Genomic DNA, 17167 nt, shown 5'->3' with positions numbered 1-17167 from the left:
CAGTGGAGGCAGTGCGGGTCCTTAATCAAGAAACGATACTAGTTCAGCCGACCAGTACAATTCTCCATCGAAGACAATAGGAATTTCTGCGTGACGAAGATGGGATATGAGTTCATCAGGGTCTAGAGAGAATACTGCGTCATTCCCAGCGAGATATCCGAGATTGTCATTTTTTAAGTATGGTTGATAATAACCACCGGGTAATCGTTCAGTCATCGAATTACACGATAACCGGAATGTAGCGTCTTCCATCCGTGTTAACTTCCCAACCACCGGGAAGAAATTGTCACACTGGGCCAACTGGTGTGTTCCATCGCCGACGACGGCATAATCCTTGTTCATCATAATCCGCCGACGAGCTATTTGAAGCGCTCGTTGAATACTGAACCCATTTATCAACAGCCGTGCAAAGGAAACGCCGACTTTTCCGGCCTGTTTGTTCAGCACCTTGTTGAATGTCACCGCGCCCGCGACGCTCCCCTTTCTGACCAACTCCATCCCCTCGTGGTAGGAGCCACAGGCGTTCAGGAAGAAGGTCTGGACGTTACTCTCCTCGATGCTCGAAACCGAGAGATTGCCGTCCGTACAGCGCAGTCCCGACTCCTCGCAGTGACCGATGTAGTGGACGAAATCGCACGGGCTTTCGAGCGTCTCGGCGAGTTCGGCGCGCGAAAGATGTTCACGGACCGTTACGTCGATAGGCAACTCCTCGGACCGCTCCATGTATATCTCCGCCACGTCCTCGTGTTCGTCTCCCATCATCTCGTCGTTCAGTATCAGCGTCACGTCGATGTCGCCGTTCGACCGGTCGAAGTACTTGAAGCGATTTTCGTAGGCGGTCACGTCGGTCTTGAACACGTCGATGGGAACGCCGTCCGCCAACCAACCGTGAACCTGTCCCTGTTGTAACTCCGGTTTAACCCGTTCGACCGAGGAGACGGTCTCCGACGCTCGATACGAACCACCGGCGGCCGCTTTCGGTACGCGTGGGCCATCGCGATAGGGGCCATCGCGATAGAAGTCACCGAGGGAGACGTCGAGCAGTTCGTCGCGCTCCAACGGGGTCGATTTCGGGAGGTAGACGGCGCTCAAGTTGGCGAGCAGGTACGGGAGCGCCGAGATGTTCTCCACCGAGGGTTCGACGTACATTGCCAGATGCCACTCGGGAAGTTCGTCGTCGATTCGCTCGAAATTGAGGAGGTCGTACTCGACGAACTGCTCACCCGGGGTGGCCTCGTAGGTCGCCGTCGCGTCGATGTCGAGTTCGTCCAGCAGGGATAGCTCCGTGAGGTCCCAACTGTGCGGCCCGGCGTTCCGAACGAGACAATCCAAAAAGAATACCCGTCGAAACATGTCCGCGACTTCGGTTTGATACGACGGAAGCGAACTGAAGTGATACGTGAAGTTGGCTTCCGGCACCGAGAGCATCGGTGAATCGCGCTCCTCGACGTGAACGTCCGCTTGCAGATAGTAGGCGAGCGGCGCGGTGACGAACGCCGACGCCAAGTCGTCGGGAATTCGCATTTCGATACCGCTGTCCTTCTTTTCCTCGCGCACCGGGTCAGGGATGTGCAACTCCTCGCCCACTTCGAACCGCGGCGGATGTCCGCGGAGGGTCGGATACGACCTGTCCGGGCCGGTCGTCTTGTGCGACGAAGCGGCGTACGAAATCGCGGTCGCTACCCCCTCGACGGTCGGCGGGACGGTTATCGTATCGACGGGAACTTCGTGATGGCTCCGAAAGCCGAACGTAATCGGAACCCGTTCGTGGAAATCGACGATTAACGTCTCGAAATCATCCGTTTTGTAGATCTTTGCCGGGCCAGAAAATCGGAGATACGTCTTGACGTTCCCGTGAATATTTGCGAGGTACTCTCCCGTGGAAAGTTCGAGGGGCTCGGTGTCGTTACCGTGTTTGTACTGCTTCCCTGTCTCGACGTCCGTGATGTTTACCAAACTCGGAGGAAACGAGAGTCGGGACGCACGACCGGAGACCGATTCGTCTATCGGGCGGTCGATGGTTTTGGCTCCGTCACCGGATTCCCAATCGGGCGCACCGATGGTAACGCCGGTTTTCGTCCGGTCGAACGCACGAACCCCTGTTTCCGTCTCCTCCCATTCGATCATACCGGTAATAGAATCGTTATCTCACTGTTAGTTTATATTTCTGTCGGGGATGTATCCGTACCGTGCGAAAGGTACACTTATACTCCGTCGTGACCGGGTATTTCACATGGAGTACGACCACATCCGGGCGGTCGACCCGGACGTCGCGGACGCCCTCGAAGCGGAAGTCGAGCGCGAACGCGACACATTAGAGATGATCGCTAGCGAAAACTTCGTCAGCGAGGCGGTGCTCGAAGCACAGGGGAGCACCCTGACAAACAAGTACGCGGAAGGCTATCCCGGCGAGCGCTACTACGGTGGCTGTGAGCACATCGATACGGTCGAGAGCCTCGCCATCGAGCGTGCGAAGGAACTCTGGGGGGCGGAACACGTCAACGTCCAACCGCACAGCGGGTCGCAAGCGAACATGGGCGTCTACCTCGCCGTCCTCGAACCGGGCGACAAGATTCTCTCGCTCGACCTGACCCACGGAGGGCACCTGAGCCACGGTCACAAGGTGAACTTCGCCGGAAAACTCTACGAGGTCGAACAGTACAAAGTGGACCCGGAAACGGGCTACCTCGACTACGACGAGATATACGAGCACGCGGTCGAGTTCGAACCCGACATCATCGTCTCCGGGTACTCCGCGTACCCGCGGCAGGTCGAATGGGAGCGGATTCAGGTGGCCGCGGACGCGGCGGACGCGTACCACCTCGCGGACATCGCCCACATCACCGGTCTCGTCGCGGCGGGCGAACACCCGTCCCCGGTCGGCGTGGCCGATTTCGTCACCGGGTCGACGCACAAGACCATCCGCTCGGGTCGCGGCGGCATCATCATGTGCGACGAGGAGTACGCGGATGCCGTCGATTCGGCGGTCATCCCCGGGATGCAGGGCGGTCCGCTCATGCACAACATCGCGGGCAAGGCGGTCGGATTCAAGGAGGCGCTCGAACCCGAGTTCGAGGAGTACGCCGCCCGGACCGTCGAGAACGCGAAGGTACTGGCCGAGACGTTTCAGGACCACGGCTTCGGCCTCGTCTCCGGCGGCACGGATACCCACCTCGTGCTCGTGGACCTGCGCGAATCCCACGAGGACGTGACGGGGAAGGACGCCGAGGAAGCGCTCGAAGACGTCGGCATCGTCCTCAACGCCAACACGGTTCCGGGCGAGACGCGCTCGCCCTTCGTCGCCAGCGGCATCCGCGCCGGGACGCCCGCGCTGACGACCCGCGGCTTCGACGCCGACGACATCGAACGCGTCGGCGACCTCATCGCGCGCACAATCAACCATATAGACGACGATGACGTGAAAGCGGAAGTCGCCGAAGAAGTGCAGGCGCTCTGCGACGAGAACCCGCTCTACGAATAAGTCGTCTCAACGTTTCTTTTTCCCGAGCGACACATCTAATTCGGCACGCCGTGAGGTTCGACCATGCCGGAACAACTTGCAGGCTTCAAAAGTGCCGACATCGTGTTCACCGACGGGACCTCCCTCGCCGACGTGACCGTCGCCATCTACCCCGGTTGGATTCGAATCCAGACCGAATCGGCGAACCAGTTCCATCCGCGCGAGCAGGTGGACCGGGTTCAATCGACTCGGTGATACCGATGACCGACGATTCGGACGTTCCTCGGGTGACCGTACGCGTGGAAGACGAGAGCGTCGAATACGTCGAACGTGATGACGTAGTTCGCTTTCCGCGTGTTCGCACCGGCGGTGAAATACTGGAGTACGGCACGATGCCAGTCGAAAGATGGGTCGGATTCCGGGCCGCTGAGGCCGCGAAGGATGCCGTCAGGGAGGAACTGGAGAAGCGAGTGAATGGGAAGATTTCCGGAGTCGCTATCGGGGTCGGTTCTACCGATGACGGCGCTACGACGGCCGTGAAAACGTACCACCAACGATGGCGGAACACCGACGGCACCGTTACGGGACCGTCGGTTTCGTTCGACCGGTTGAAAGAACTCACGCCGGAGAAAATCGACGTAACCGCGAAATACCGCGACGAAACGTATTCGTGTTCGGTTCCCGTCGAACTGGACAGCGTGGTAGCGGAGTTCCTCTGACCGAGAATGGACACAATCATGCATATATTCGTATTTTCAATCTCAAAAATACGCACGAATCCGGATGTTTAAGGGGCTTCGAGTCGCATCCATCGACAATGACGGACATCATCGACGGACGCGCGGTCGCAGAGCGGATCCGAACGGACCTCGGCGAGAGCATCGAGACGCTGCAGGACGAGGGCGTGACGCCCGGTTTGGCGACGGTGCTCATGAGCGACGACCCCGCGAGCGAGACGTACGTCTCGATGAAACAGCGCGACTGCGAGGAGGTCGGCATCAACGGGATTCACATCGAAATCGACCCCGAGGCACCGGCCGAGGAGTTGTACGACACCATCGACGACCTGAATGCGGACCCGGACGTTCACGGGATTCTCGTCCAGATGCCCGTTCCCGACCACATCGACTCGCAGAAAGTGCTCCGCGCTATCGACGCCGAGAAGGACGCGGACGGCTTCCACCCGGAGAACGTCGGCATGCTCGTAGCGGGCCACCCGCGATTCAAACCCTGCACGCCACACGGCGTCCAGAAGCTCCTCGAATCGGCGGACGTGGACCCCGAAGGAAAAGACGTCGTCATCGTCGGCCGGTCGAACATCGTCGGCAAACCGCTCGCAAATCTCCTCATCCAGAAGGCCGACGGTGGCAACGCGACGGTGACCGTCTGTCACTCGCGCACCGCCGACCTCGCCGCGAAGACCCGTGATGCGGATGTCGTCGTCGCGGCCTGCGGCGTCCCCGAACTCATCGACGGGTCGATGCTCTCCGACGGCGTGACCGTCATCGACGTGGGCGTCAACCGCGTGGATGCGGACAACGAGAAGGGCTACGAACTCGTCGGCGACGTGGACTTCGACAGCGCGAAGGAGAAGGCGAGCGCGATAACGCCCGTCCCGGGCGGCGTCGGCCCGATGACGCGTGCGATGTTGCTCTACAACACGGTGAAAGCCGCCGGGGAACGGGAGAACGTCGAAGTCGACCTTCCCTAGGCACGGACCCTCCCGACCCGACTACGCCAATCGAGACAGCGTGTCCCGACTGCTCGCGAGGGCGTCCATATCGTCCTCGTCGAAATACCGCGCCAAGTCGCGCGCCGCCGAGACGAGCGCCTCGGCGGTGTCGATATCGACTCCGCCTTCGAGCGCCTGTGCGCGACGGACGTGTTCTCCCAAGGTTTCGAGCGTGTTCCGTCCCTCGCGGTCCACGTCGTGTTCTCTTACCCACTCGCCCATCTCACCGTGGTATTCCTTGAGCGATTCCGCGTCCGCCAGCCCTCGCACCTCGTAAATCGACTCCGGGAGGTCGCGGGCGTCCGGGCGTTCGCCCTCGTCGGCACCGCGGAGGAGCGAGAAGAAGTATATCTCCTCGTCGTCGGTCATCCGCATCGACCGGCTGAACAGTTGCCCGGCGTGTCGGAGTTCGTTCGCCGCGAGGTAGGTGTCGTCGAGCGGGAGGAGATCGCCGCCGCTGATGAACCCGCGCTTTCTGACGTACTCGCCCGCCTCGTCGGCCGCCCTGTTTGCGGCCTCGCGCGCCGGTTCCCGGTCCAGCGCGTCGCGTATCTCGGCCAGTTCGAGGGTCGCCGGACTGTCGGTGTGTTGCATCCTGTTTTCGTCCAATCCGACGCTCTGCATGCTCTCGCAGTTCGGACAGGCGACGCTCCCCGTCTCGTAGTACGACCACTGGGTCCCGCAGTTTTTACACTCGCGGGTTCCGCGGACTTTCATGTCCACCGATTGCGCTTCCGGGGTGAAAACTCTCACGCGCGTCCCATCGCAACCCACCCGCTTCGGCTCCCGCCGACTTCGACACCCCGTGGATTTATCAGTGGCCACGAACTACATGCAATCACCATGTCGAGTGAAACACGCTCGGAGGATAGAGTAAGTCGCCCCGTCGCGGCTGGTCGAGAAATTCTCGGCCGCACGTACTGCTGATTCTGCGGAGTGTTCCAGGTCGAACGAGTCGCCCGTTTCCGGGGAGACGACCGTCTCTGTCGAGAGCACGGACGGCGGCGTGTCGCTGACCGTTCTCGGGGAGAAACACGACCTCTCCAGACGCGAGGCCGACCAGTTGCGCGAGGCGCTCGGTCAGGCGCTGACCGAGCGCCGCGAGTTCTTCCGGACGGCGGGAGAGTACCGCGACGACGGGAGCTACGTCGTCTCGCGTCGGGGTGCCAACTCCGCCGGGCACCGAAAGGTGTTCGAGCGGTTCGACGCGCTGGTGGACCTGTACGAGCGACTTCCGGGGACGTTCACGGCCGAGACGGTGGGCGAACGCGGATTGACCGGCGGACGACGACACATACTCGTTCATCACCTCGCCGAACACCCCGAGTTCGACTGCGAACTCGTCTCCCGGCAACCGCTCACGGCGCGAAAGGAGGGCGAAGGAACGGCGGATTCTACGGAGGGAAGCGGAGCCGAGAGCTGAGTTACCGGGTGGTGAACGCTTTTCGGTGTGGACTGCTTCGTCCCGCGTATGTCACGACAATCAGCGCCGCGACCATCCACGTTCTCCATCGTCGCACGCGACCCGGAACAGGACGCCGTCGGCGTCGCCGTCCAATCGAAGTTCATCAGCGTCGGGAGCGTCGTCCCGTTCGTCAGCGCGGACGCGGGTGCCGTCGCCACCCAAAGCTTCGCCAACGTCGCGTACGGCCCGGACGGACACGACCTCCTCCGACGGGGGAAGTCCGCGAAGGAGGTCGTGATGGAACTCACCGGCGCGGACCCGGAGTTCGAGTCGCGGCAACTCGGCGTCGTGAAATCGCCGCTCGCCATGCGGGACCAAGGTATCGACGGAGCGGGCGAGGAGGGTGAAACCGTCGCGGCGTTCACGGGTGCGGACTGCTTCGATTACGCGGGCGACATCCAAGGCGAGCACTACACCGTCCAAGGGAACATCCTCGAAAACCCCGAGACGCTCGAAGCGATGGCGGACGCCTTCGAGGAAACCGAGGGCGGCCTCCCCGAACGGCTCATCGCCGCGCTCCACGCGGGCAACGACGCCGGTGGCGACAAACGCGGCGAGCAGAGCGCCGCGCTGTACATCGCCAAACCCCAAGGCGGGTACGAGGGACGCAACGACCGTTGGGTGGACGTGCGCGTGGACGACCACGAGACGCCCATCGACGAACTGGAGCGCGTGTTCAAAATCTACGACGTGACCCTGCTGGAGCGCGAGGAACCCGACGAAACGCGGGATTTGAGCGACGGCACGGCGGAACAGGTGTCCGAAACCCTCGCCGACCTCGGCTTCTTCGACGGCACCCCCTCGGGGACGTTCGACGACGGCGAACGCGACGCCCTCGAAGACTTCCGGGGCATGAACAACTTCGAGAATCACTCGATTCCCGTGCTGGAGGACGCGCTCGCCCGAGGGTGGGACGACGCCGACGAGGACGGCGAGGAGCGGATGGTCGATGCCATCTGGCACGGCCTGTCCCGACTCGACCGAAAATAGCGCGGCGAAACCTGATGGCGGCGTCTCGACCGGCGACCGTTCTCGCGCCGACACGCATAACCGACAGAACCACGAAACGACGCGATATGCGCGACGAAGAAGAGATCCGCGAGCAGTACGAATTCCTCAAAGAACAGCTCGAAAGCGACGATATGAACCACCAAGGTATCCGAGAGATGTTCACGCACTACAAGCGGGCGTTGGGGTGGACGCTCGAAGAGGAGTACATCTAACTTTTTTTCATCCAGCTGACGGCAGTTATCGAAATCGTTACCTTTAAGTCATTACGCCGTATTGTTGCAGTTGACGCTTCGCTTTGGAGGGCCGAAGCGTCAGCGGGGACCAATTCAGGGCGGCAAGCGGTACGCGGGGTCTTTTCGCCCCCGCGTGTTCCGCTTTCCTTTCGAAAACAAACTCGCAAGCGACTGTTTCGTACATACCTCAGATACCAACGACCAGTCACTTCTCTCGTTCGACCGGAAAAGAGACCGACACCGAACCGCGCGCGCCGCGGGCGGACAAAAACGAACGCCGAATCGCGGCGCTCAGACGACGGTCAGCGTTTCGGTCATGTCGCTGACCGAAAGCTGATACTCGCCCGTATCGACGACCAGTTCGCCGCGGGAGAACACGTCGCCGAGGACGGTTGCGAGCGGGAGCACCGTCGAGCGAATATCGACGCGAGTCGTCTCGCCCGCGTCGAGGGAGACGCGCTCGAAGCCGACGACGACCTGCTGCGGGTAGAGCACCTCGCCGTGCTCGCGGGTGCCGTAGACCGGGACGACGGTCTCGCCCGCCCTATCGCCCGTGTTGTGCACCGAGACGGAGACGGTTACCTCGTCCGTTGCCGCTTTTTGCGGAAGCTTCGGCGGGCGGATTTCGAGGTCACTGTACTCGAACTCGGTGTAGCTCATGCCGTGCCCGAACGGGAACAGCGGCGTCTCGTGTGATTGCGGCGGTTCCGTATTGCCCTCCTCGTTGAACTCGTCCGGCGGGAAGTTGTTGTGAACGTTGGGAAGTTGACCGGTTCCCGTCGGCCACGTGAACGGCAATCGGCCGCTCGGATTGGCGTCACCGAACAGGGTGGCGGCGACCGCCGGTCCCGCCGCGGTTCCGGGCAGATACGCCATCAGCGACGCCGAGAGGTGGTCGAACACCGACGTGCCGCGCGGCCGACCGGCTATGATGACGCCCACCGTCGGCGTTCCCGTCTCCGCCACCGTCTCGACCAGTCGCCGTTGTGCGTCCGGAAGGGCGAGCGTGTCCGTGTCTCCCTGTTCTTCCGCGTACGGTCCCTCGCCGAGGACGGCGACGACCACATCGGCGCATTCCGCCGCCGTGCGGACATCGTTCTCGTTCGAGAACTCGTGCAGTCCGGTGGGGACGTGCGTGACGGACGTGGAACCGGGTGCCGCCTCGGAGATGCCGCCGAGAACGGTGGTCGCGGGTGGCTCGGTGTCGCCGACGCCCTGCCAGCCAAGCGACCAGCCGCCCATCTGATTCGCCACGCTGTCGGCGCTCGGTCCGGTGACGAGTATCGACTTCGCGTCGGACCCGAGCGGTAGCGTCCCGTCGTTGATGAGCATGGTCATCGATTCCGTCGCAACCTCCCGTGCGAGGTCACGGCCCTCGGAGACGACGCCCGATACTTTCTCGGGTTCGGCGTACGGGTCGTCGAACAACCCGACGTTCTCCTTGAACGCGAGGACGTTCGTCACCGCCTCGTCGATGCGCTCCATCGAGACGCTTCCCTCGTCGACGAGTTCGATGAGCCGTCGCTGGTAGCCCTCGGCGTCGTCGCCCTCGATGCCCGCCGCCGGAACCATGTACATGTCGATACCGGCGTTGATGCCCAACCGGGTCGCCTCCTTCAGGTCCTCGGCGAAGCCGTGAACCTTTATCATCCGGAAGAAGTCGTGCCAGTCGGAGACGACCATCCCCTCGAAGCCGAGTTGGTCGCGGAGGATGTCGGTGAGAAGTTCCTTCGAGGCGTGCGCGGGGACGCCGTTCAACGACCCGCTGTTGACCATCACCGTCTCCGCTCCGGCGGTGATTCCCGCGGCGTAGGGCGGGAGGAAGGTATTCGCGAAGGTTCGATAGGGCAACAGGGCGGACGTGCGGTCGTTCCCGTTCGCCGGTTCCGAGTATCCGGCGAAGTGTTTGACGCTGGCACCGGTTCGCTTGTAGCCGTTCGTCCGCTCCTCGTAGCCCCGGACCTTGGCGGCGACCAACTGGGACGCGAGGTACGGGTCCTCGCTGAATCCCTCGTAGAATCGCCCCCAGCGCGGGTCGCGCTGGAGGTCGGCGACGGGCGAGAAGTTCCAGTGCGTGCCCGTGACGCGCATCGCCCGACTCGTTATCGACGCCATCTCCTCGGCGGCGTCCGCGTCCCACGCCGCGCCGACGCCGTGGTTGTGCGGGAAGATGGTCGCGCCCTGAATGTTGTTGTTGCCGTGAACCGAATCGATGCCGTAGACGAAGGGGACGCCGAGACGGGTGTCCTCGACCATCGCCTTCTGGCGCACGTTGCTTTCACGCGCCACCTCCTTCGGGTCGAACGACGGCAGGTACATCAACGACCCGGGCTTGTATTTGCGGAGCGCTTCCGCCGGATTCTCCGACGGAATCTCGCTGGCAGCCATCTGCGTCATCTGTCCGACCTTCTCCTCGAGCGTCATCTCGTCGACGAGGTTCGTCACCCGGTCGCTGGGCGCGGTCCGACCGGTGGCAACCGCCGATTCACCGATGTACCCCGCGAGGGCCGCGGCCAATGCGATTCCCCCGGAATGCTGCATGAAATCCCGCCGCGACGAATCGTTTGTGGTATCCTTTCGCATGCTCCGAAACCTGAGAAAGGCGAGTGGATAAAATTTTTTCTCCGCAGTATATTAATCCCCGATGATTGAATTTGATTTTGGATAATACGGACTAATAACCATTTCCTCTGGTAAAAATAGATATCACCGCTACCGCCCGAAAATCGCCAGCGGGGTGGTTGTGGTAGACTCGGATTACTCGATTTCGAGCGTGCCGTCCGTGTCGTCTTGGCCTTCCTTCCATTCGAGTTCGAACTCGACGCTGAGTTCGTCTCGGCCGGTGGCCGAACTCTCGCGTTCGGCCTTCACTTCGAACGACGGGCGACTCGGCGGATCGAGCGTCACCGACTGACCGCCCGCGGTCAACGTGATGGCCCCCCCGTTGTCGAGTTTATCGGCGACGGTTCGGAGGTAATCGGCGATGTCGCTCCGGCTCTGTGTCCCCTCGGTTTCGAACAGAATTTCTTCTGGCATGGTACTAGGAACGACGCGGACGGTGATAAGTCCAAGCCCCCAAAACTGTCGGAACCGATATCCTTATGGCGAACAGACACATCGGCGATATTGACGATGCACGAGTTGACGGGATTTCAGCGGGACATACTGTACGTAATCGCCGGACACGGCGAACCGCACGGGCTTGCGATTCAGGAGGACCTCGAAGAGTACTACGAGACGGAGGTACACCACGGACGTCTCTACCCGAACCTCGACACGCTCGTCGAGGACGGATTCGTCGAGAAAGGAAAACGCGACGAGCGAACGAACTACTACGCCCTGACCGAGCGCGGCCGGGAACACATCGAAACGCGCCGCAAGTGGGAAGCGCGGTTCATCGACTAAGCACCGCCGGTCTACCAGTCGGCGTCGTCGCTCTCACCCGGTGTCGGCGGTTGGACGGCCATCCCGTCGGCGGTCACTGACGAGTCGGGGTCCGTCGGTGAATCCGTTTCTTTCGACTCCGCAGAATCGTGCGGCGGTTCCGGAAACTCCTCCCCGTCACGGAGATACGTCGGGTCCACCGCCCACGGCTGAATGGGGCTTCCGGTGATGAGTTCCGGGAGGACGATTTTCACGAAGTGGACGACGAGCACGAGTATCATCGGTCCGAGGAAGATGCCGTACCACCCGAACAGGAGGGGGCCGAAGATGTACGCGAGCATCACCATCCCCACGTGCAGGTTCCGCCCCGAAACGTACGGTCGCAACACGAGGTCAGGGATGGTGTCCACGATGACGAACGAGACGAGCGCGAACACGGCCGGGAACCAGAGAAGACCCGGGTCGCGGGCCATCAACGCCTCCGCGCCGATGACGCCGGTCACCGGGAAGTAGACGAGTTTCATCCCGACGACCGGAATCAGGCTGGCGACGCCCGTCAACAATCCGACGACGGTCGGGTACGGAATTCCTATTCCGGGCGGGGCCGCCATATCGAGGAGGTTGTAGGAGATGGCCCCGATGGTCCCCGTCATGAAGGCGTTGAGGATGTTGCCGAAGAAGATGCTGTTGAAGTCAGAATCGACGCGGTGGACGTACGCTTCGAGGACGCCGCCGGTGTCCGCGAAGGTCCGGTGAAACCACCGCGAGAGTTTGTGGTCGTCACGAAGCAGGTAGAACGCGATGGCGATCATCACGAACAGATGCAGGGCGGCGTTCCCGACGAAGGCGAGGTATTTGTACGTCGAACCGAACGCCTGCTCGATGAGCTTCGTGTTATCCGCGTTTTCGAGGAGCTGTTCGGGATTCTGGGCGAGCCTGGAGATGTCCCCGTACTGCTGTACCGGTTGGGGGAGCGCGCCGAGATTGGCCGTCCGCGCGACCGTCGTCAGTTCGTGAAACGCGATGATGAGCGTGTACGCGACGAGCAAAATCGCGGGAAGGGCGAGCACGAGTAACGCGATAGCGGCGGCGAGGCTCCGCGGGCGAATCCGCCGCTGGAGCCGCCGATACACCGGCCGCGTCGCGTAGTAGAGAAACAGACCGAAGACAAACGTCCCGATGAACGAGTAGATGACGAACAGCGCCGCGAGGCCGAGCATCCCACCACCGGCCCACCACGCCACACGGGATTTGTCAATGTTCCATCCGGAGACCATACAACAGAAGTTTGCGGGCCGGGCTTAAAGATTTCGCGCCCGAAACGGAGATAGCAACAACCCTTTTAACCGACTACCGGCGTAGTACGGGGAGTGTCCGGATTCGAAACCCTGCTCGCGTCTGCCACGTTGGACAGCGATGTCGTCCGTATCGCGCTCGCCGGAGCGCTCGGTCTCTTCCTCGGATTGGAACGCGAATGGTCCCAGAAGTCCGCCGGGATTCGGACGTTCACGCTCATCAGCCTCCTCGGTGCGGCGTTCACCATCATTAATAAAGACGTGTTGCTCGCGCTCGGTGGCCTGCTCGTCATCGTCCAAGGGATTCTGCTCGCGGTACAGGGTCTGCTGAACGACGACGAGGACACCGGCCTGTCGCTCACCACATCGGTCTCGATGCTCGTGACGTTCGGCGTCGGCGTGCTGGTCGCTGAAGGCTACATCCTCGTCGGCGTCACTGTCGCCGTCGTCTCGTCGCTCCTGCTCGTGTTGAAGCGCGAACTCCACTCGTTCGCGTGGGGGATGTCTCGCGAGGAGCTCCGCTCCGCCGCGGAGTTCGCCATCCTCGCGTTCGTCATCTACCCGCTCCTCCCGCCCGGCGAAGTCGGGTTCGGCGGCGTCACGTTGAGTCCCCGTCTCATCTGGTTGATGGTCGTCACCGTCGCCGGTATCGGCATCGCGAACTACGCAGTCGTCGAGACGTACGGCGGTCGAGGAATCGCGGTCACCGGCTTTTTCGGCGGGTTGGCGTCCTCGACCGCGGTGGTCGGCACCATGCTCGACCACGTTCGCCAGCGACCCGAAGCGGCCACCTACGGCGTGGCCGCCATCCTCCTCGCCGACGCCGCGATGGCGCTCCGAAACCTCGTCATCGCGCTGGCGTTCACCCTCGGCAATCCCGACAAGACGCTTTACGGTGCCATCATCCCGCTCGGAACCATCATCGTCGGCAGCGTCGCCATCGCCGCCTACACGGCCGACTGGTCGCAGGAGATGGACATCGACTTGGAAAGCCCGTTCTCGCTCGGAAACGCGCTCGGGTTCGGCGCCATCTTCCTGCTCGTCGTGGTCGGCGGCGCGGTGGCGAAAAGCCAGTTCGGACAGGCCGGATTCTACCTCACCGCACTCCTCTCCGGACTCGTGTCGAGCGCGGGCGTGACCGCCTCCGCGGTGACGCTCTACAGCGGCGGGAACCTGAGCCAGCAGACCGCCGTCTTCGGCATCCTGCTCGCGACCGCATCAAGCATCCTCGTCAAGGCGGCGCTGACCATCTCCGCACCGAACCGGACGTTCGCCTACCGAATCGCCGTCTGGAGTACGGTACTGCTCGCCGGGGCGGGGGTCGCCGCTATCGCCGCTGTCGTGTGAGGGCACACAACGAACTTTTTAAAATGGGGCTATCCGTACCCGCTACATGGACCGAGAAACGGCCGAGCCACAGGTTCGGGACATGCCGGGCCAAAAAGCACGAGAATGGGCAGACTACCATCACCAGTTCGCCGCCCCGACGACGTACGTCTACGATTTCGTCTGGGACTTGACCGAAGACGCCGAAGGACCGTTCTGCACCGACGTGGACGGAAACGTTCTCCTCGATTTTACTAGCCACGTCGCTGCCGCGCCGCTGGGGTACAACAACCCCAAAATCATGAACAAGCTCGACGAGTTCCCGCTCCCCGACCCGACGAAAATCGCCGGGCAGGACTTCTACGCCGCGGGCGGGTGGCCGCCGGAGGACCCCGAGTTCCCCGGGCCGACGCAACTGATGGAGCGACTCGTCGACGTGACGAGTCACTACGACATGGACACCGTGTTCCTGTCGAACTCCGGCGCGGAAGCCGTCGAGAACGCCATCAAAATCAGCTACAACCGCGGCGGCCACCGCGCGTTCAACTTCGACGGCGCGTTCCACGGGCGGACGCTCGGCGCGCTCTCGCTCAACCGCTCGAAAGTCGCCCACCGCAAGGGCTACCCCGAGATTCCGGGCATCGTGAGCGTTCCGTACTGTTCCTGTGAGGGAGAGTGTGAGTGTGGGTGGAAGACGAACGGACCGGGCGGCAACGTCGTCGCCGACAAACTCGACCCCGGCCAAGGCGTCATCGACCCCGAAGAGGTCTCCTACATCATCCTCGAACCCGTGCAGGGAGAGGGCGGCTACCGCGTCCCGAACGACGATTTTATCCGCGACATCGCCGAGATCCAGGATACCTACGACATCAACGTCATCGCCGACGAGATTCAGTCCGGCATGGGCCGAACGGGCGAGATGTGGGCGGTCGACCACCTCGACCTCGAACCCGACGTCATCACCAGCGCGAAGGCGCTCCGCGTCGGCGCGACCATCTCGCGCTCGGACGTGTTCCCCGAGGAGAAGGGCCGACTCTCCTCCACGTGGGGTGCTGGCGACGTGCTCTCGTCGCTCCAAGGAGCGCTCACCATCGACGCGATTCACGAACACGACCTGCTCGCCAACGCCGAGGAGCGCGGCCGACAAACGCGCGAACTCATTGCCGACGCCGCGCCGGAATCCGTGGTCGACGTGCGCGGCCGAGGCCTGATGCTCGCCGTCGAGTTCGACACGAAGGACCGACGCGAAGCAGTCGTCGACGCCGCGCTCTCGCGCGGGCTCCTCACGCTCGGCTGTGGCTACAAAACGCTCCGTCTCCTGCCGCCGCTCGACGTGACCGAGCGCGAAATCGACCTCGGCGTCAACATCCTGCTCGACGCCATCGAGGACGTCGCGTAACACTATATCCGTCCGTGGCGTCTCTCCCGCATGAGCGTCATGGCAGACCTGTCGATCTCCGGTGAGGAGTTCGTCCTCGGAACCGCCCTGCATACCCACGCCGACGTTCACGTCGAACTGGAGCGCGTCGTCCCGTCCTCTCAACAGGTACTCCCGTTTTTCTGGGCTATCGGGACCGACTTCGAGACGTTCGAACGAGACGTGCGTGGCAACCCGAACGTTCAATCGCTCGTGGCGTTGGACAGGGTAGATGAGCGCGTCCTCTACCGGGCCGAGTGGAGCGAGGAAGTAGAGAGTTTCATCCACGGCATCGCGGCGGTCGGTGCGACCATCCTCGAAGCCACCGGCGACCGAGTCTGGCGGTTCCGACTTCGGTTCCACGACCACGCCGCGCTGTCGGAGTTCCACGACTACTGCGTGGCCCACGACATCCGCTACACGCTGGACCGGGTCGCGACGGATGTCACGGTCGAACGGGAAGAGTTCGGGCTGACGCCGGAGCAACGCGAGACGCTCGTGTTGGCCATCGAAGAGGGATACTTCGACGTCCCCCGCGGCGTGACGCTGACCGAACTCGCCGCGGAACTCGGAGTCACACAGCAGTCGGTCTCGGAACGCGTTCGGCGCGGAACCGGAACCGTCCTCGAAGCGGTGCTCCTCGAAGCGGACGGGAATCGATAACGAACCACGTAAAAGAGGGCTGTAATAACAGGCAATTCTCTATTTGTCACCCCACACTTTCGACCAGACGATGGTAGAAGCGCCAAACGACCGACGACGGACCGAGGCCACAGCGTCAGTAAATCGTCCGACGACCGTCAGTGATACGGTGGAGTCCCTCGGACTGAGAGTCCTCCTTCACATCCCACCGGAGATACACGACGTGTTGGCGGCCGAACCGCGACAGGAAATCGTCGGGTACCTGTACCGAATCGAACGGGAAGTGGCCATCGGGGAACTGGCCGACTACCTCGCCGCGGCCGATAGCGAGTTCGACCGTCAGCGCGTGAAAACGAACCTCTATCACACGCACCTCCCGAAACTCGACGCGGCCGAATTTATTCGGTGGAACCGGGAGAGCGGGACGGTACGGCTCGTCCGTTAGAACTGATAGCGGCGCTCGTCGTCTCGCTGGGGGAACTGATCTGCGCCCGTCATTTCTTCGAACGTCATCCCCGAGAGATACTCGTCGTAAGTGACGTCGTACGCGCTCCGGAGGTGGAAATCGAGGTTCCCCGTCTCCACCGTCGTCTGAAACAGCATGTGTATCGCACGGCGGACGATCTCCTCGGGGTCGTCGGTGTCGAACGCGGTCCCGAGCATGGCGAGTTCGTTGCGCGTTTCGCGGTCGAGCGAGACGGAAAATTCCTCGTCGAGCGACGAATAGGCGGTTTGCACGTCGTCCGTCAGGTCGTCCAGACTCATTGCCGTGAGGTTGGTCGGGAGTCGGATACGGCTTTCGTTCTAGAAGCGCTCCTCACAGAGCCGACAGACGTCCCTGCTGGCGAAATTGCGGGCGTCACAGTTCGGACAGATGATGTAGTGATACGACTGGGGACTCGACTCGCGCGCCGACCGTTTCCCCCGACTCTCTTGGAGCGACATTCCCATCCCGGCGAGCATGAACGTCCCACCCATGGCGACCCACACGGACGGACCGCGGGCGAACACGAGCGGTGCCACCGGAACGACGATGATGGCGACACCGATGAGGAAGAGTGTGGAGGGCCGTACGTGCATCTTGCGGAGATTACGACGACCGTGCAATAAGCCTTCAGATTACACTCCGCTGTGCTAAATATTGTCGTGAACCGCACGATGACGGCGGGAGGATAGTTCGCGTTCCGAAAACCGCTAGCGTA

At 62.2% G+C, this 17167-nt stretch carries 19 protein-coding genes; 12 read left to right on the top strand and 7 right to left on the bottom strand.

The window, feature by feature from the left end; genetic code table 11:
- Positions 1–21 precede the first annotated feature (21 nt).
- On the bottom strand, positions 22–2127 hold the full coding sequence (locus tag V5735_RS15885; RefSeq protein ID WP_423744396.1) for a hypothetical protein: 2106 nt from the start codon (positions 2125–2127) through the stop codon (positions 22–24).
- A 106-nt stretch (positions 2128–2233) separates the two neighbouring features.
- Here V5735_RS15885 and glyA point away from each other — a divergent pair, with 106 nt between their 5' ends.
- From glyA to V5735_RS15865, 4 genes are all read left to right on the top strand, one after another.
- Complete coding sequence (glyA, locus tag V5735_RS15880) at positions 2234–3481, top strand: serine hydroxymethyltransferase (protein ID WP_423744395.1); 1248 nt, start codon at positions 2234–2236, stop codon at positions 3479–3481.
- 63 nt (positions 3482–3544) lie between these two features.
- Positions 3545–3715 (top strand): hypothetical protein, encoded by a 171-nt coding sequence (locus V5735_RS15875; RefSeq protein ID WP_423744394.1) that lies wholly within the window; start codon positions 3545–3547, stop codon positions 3713–3715.
- Positions 3716–3720: 5 nt separating this feature from the next.
- Positions 3721–4179 (top strand): hypothetical protein, encoded by a 459-nt coding sequence (locus V5735_RS15870; RefSeq protein WP_423744393.1) that lies wholly within the window; start codon positions 3721–3723, stop codon positions 4177–4179.
- 98 nt (positions 4180–4277) lie between these two features.
- A complete protein-coding gene (locus V5735_RS15865) occupies positions 4278–5171 on the top strand; it encodes a bifunctional methylenetetrahydrofolate dehydrogenase/methenyltetrahydrofolate cyclohydrolase (protein ID WP_423744392.1) in 894 nt (297 codons plus the stop codon).
- Positions 5172–5192: 21 nt separating this feature from the next.
- Here the strand turns inward: V5735_RS15865 and V5735_RS15860 are convergent, their stop codons facing one another.
- The gene (locus V5735_RS15860) at positions 5193–5909 is read right to left on the bottom strand and encodes a DUF7117 family protein (RefSeq protein WP_423744391.1); all 717 of its coding nucleotides are present in this window, start codon (positions 5907–5909) and stop codon (positions 5193–5195) included.
- Positions 5910–6198: 289 nt separating this feature from the next.
- On the opposite strand from V5735_RS15860, the gene V5735_RS15855 reads away from it, so the two are divergent.
- The 3 genes from V5735_RS15855 to V5735_RS15845 all read left to right on the top strand — a co-directional run bounded on the left by V5735_RS15855 (position 6199) and on the right by V5735_RS15845 (position 7880).
- Positions 6199–6615, top strand: coding sequence for a DUF7528 family protein (locus tag V5735_RS15855; protein ID WP_423744390.1), 417 nt, complete (start codon positions 6199–6201; stop codon positions 6613–6615).
- Positions 6616–6663: 48 nt separating this feature from the next.
- On the top strand, positions 6664–7647 hold the full coding sequence (locus V5735_RS15850) for a DUF1028 domain-containing protein (RefSeq protein WP_423744389.1): 984 nt from the start codon (positions 6664–6666) through the stop codon (positions 7645–7647).
- Positions 7648–7733: 86 nt separating this feature from the next.
- Positions 7734–7880: a hypothetical protein gene (locus tag V5735_RS15845; protein ID WP_171970517.1), complete on the top strand. Its 147-nt coding sequence runs from the start codon at positions 7734–7736 to the stop codon at positions 7878–7880.
- A gap of 312 nt (positions 7881–8192) precedes the next feature.
- On the opposite strand, the gene V5735_RS15840 is transcribed toward V5735_RS15845, so the two are convergent.
- Both V5735_RS15840 and V5735_RS15835 read right to left on the bottom strand, forming a co-directional pair.
- A complete protein-coding gene (locus V5735_RS15840; protein ID WP_423744388.1) occupies positions 8193–10484 on the bottom strand; it encodes a glycoside hydrolase family 3 N-terminal domain-containing protein in 2292 nt (763 codons plus the stop codon).
- Positions 10485–10658: 174 nt separating this feature from the next.
- Entirely contained in the window at positions 10659–10937 is a 279-nt protein-coding gene (locus V5735_RS15835) for an amphi-Trp domain-containing protein (RefSeq protein ID WP_423744387.1), read from the bottom strand.
- Positions 10938–11033: 96 nt separating this feature from the next.
- Here V5735_RS15835 and V5735_RS15830 point away from each other — a divergent pair, with 96 nt between their 5' ends.
- On the top strand, positions 11034–11306 hold the full coding sequence (locus tag V5735_RS15830) for a PadR family transcriptional regulator (protein WP_423744386.1): 273 nt from the start codon (positions 11034–11036) through the stop codon (positions 11304–11306).
- A gap of 11 nt (positions 11307–11317) precedes the next feature.
- Here the strand turns inward: V5735_RS15830 and V5735_RS15825 are convergent, their stop codons facing one another.
- Complete coding sequence (locus V5735_RS15825; protein WP_423744385.1) at positions 11318–12562, bottom strand: AI-2E family transporter; 1245 nt, start codon at positions 12560–12562, stop codon at positions 11318–11320.
- Positions 12563–12655: 93 nt separating this feature from the next.
- On the opposite strand from V5735_RS15825, the gene V5735_RS15820 reads away from it, so the two are divergent.
- From V5735_RS15820 to V5735_RS15805, 4 genes are all read left to right on the top strand, one after another.
- Positions 12656–13927, top strand: coding sequence for an MgtC/SapB family protein (locus V5735_RS15820; RefSeq protein WP_423744384.1), 1272 nt, complete (start codon positions 12656–12658; stop codon positions 13925–13927).
- 46 nt (positions 13928–13973) lie between these two features.
- The gene (locus tag V5735_RS15815; RefSeq protein WP_423744383.1) at positions 13974–15305 is read left to right on the top strand and encodes an aminotransferase class III-fold pyridoxal phosphate-dependent enzyme; all 1332 of its coding nucleotides are present in this window, start codon (positions 13974–13976) and stop codon (positions 15303–15305) included.
- Between the two features lie 30 nt (positions 15306–15335).
- Complete coding sequence (locus tag V5735_RS15810) at positions 15336–15986, top strand: helix-turn-helix domain-containing protein (protein ID WP_423744382.1); 651 nt, start codon at positions 15336–15338, stop codon at positions 15984–15986.
- Between the two features lie 70 nt (positions 15987–16056).
- Positions 16057–16410, top strand: coding sequence for a DUF7344 domain-containing protein (locus V5735_RS15805; RefSeq protein WP_423744381.1), 354 nt, complete (start codon positions 16057–16059; stop codon positions 16408–16410).
- On the opposite strand, the gene V5735_RS15800 is transcribed toward V5735_RS15805, so the two are convergent.
- On the bottom strand, positions 16407–16730 hold the full coding sequence (locus V5735_RS15800) for a hypothetical protein (protein WP_007977769.1): 324 nt from the start codon (positions 16728–16730) through the stop codon (positions 16407–16409). The genes V5735_RS15805 and V5735_RS15800 overlap by 4 nt on opposite strands.
- A gap of 39 nt (positions 16731–16769) precedes the next feature.
- Positions 16770–17045 (bottom strand): hypothetical protein, encoded by a 276-nt coding sequence (locus V5735_RS15795; protein ID WP_007977771.1) that lies wholly within the window; start codon positions 17043–17045, stop codon positions 16770–16772.
- Between the last annotated feature and the right edge of the window lie 122 nt (positions 17046–17167).

The organism is Haladaptatus sp. SPP-AMP-3 (assembly GCF_049568665.1).
GTDB lineage: Archaea > Halobacteriota > Halobacteria > Halobacteriales > Haladaptataceae > Haladaptatus > Haladaptatus paucihalophilus.
Note: the sequence above shows the minus strand (reverse complement) of the source record. Positions and strands in the feature narration are given on the sequence as shown.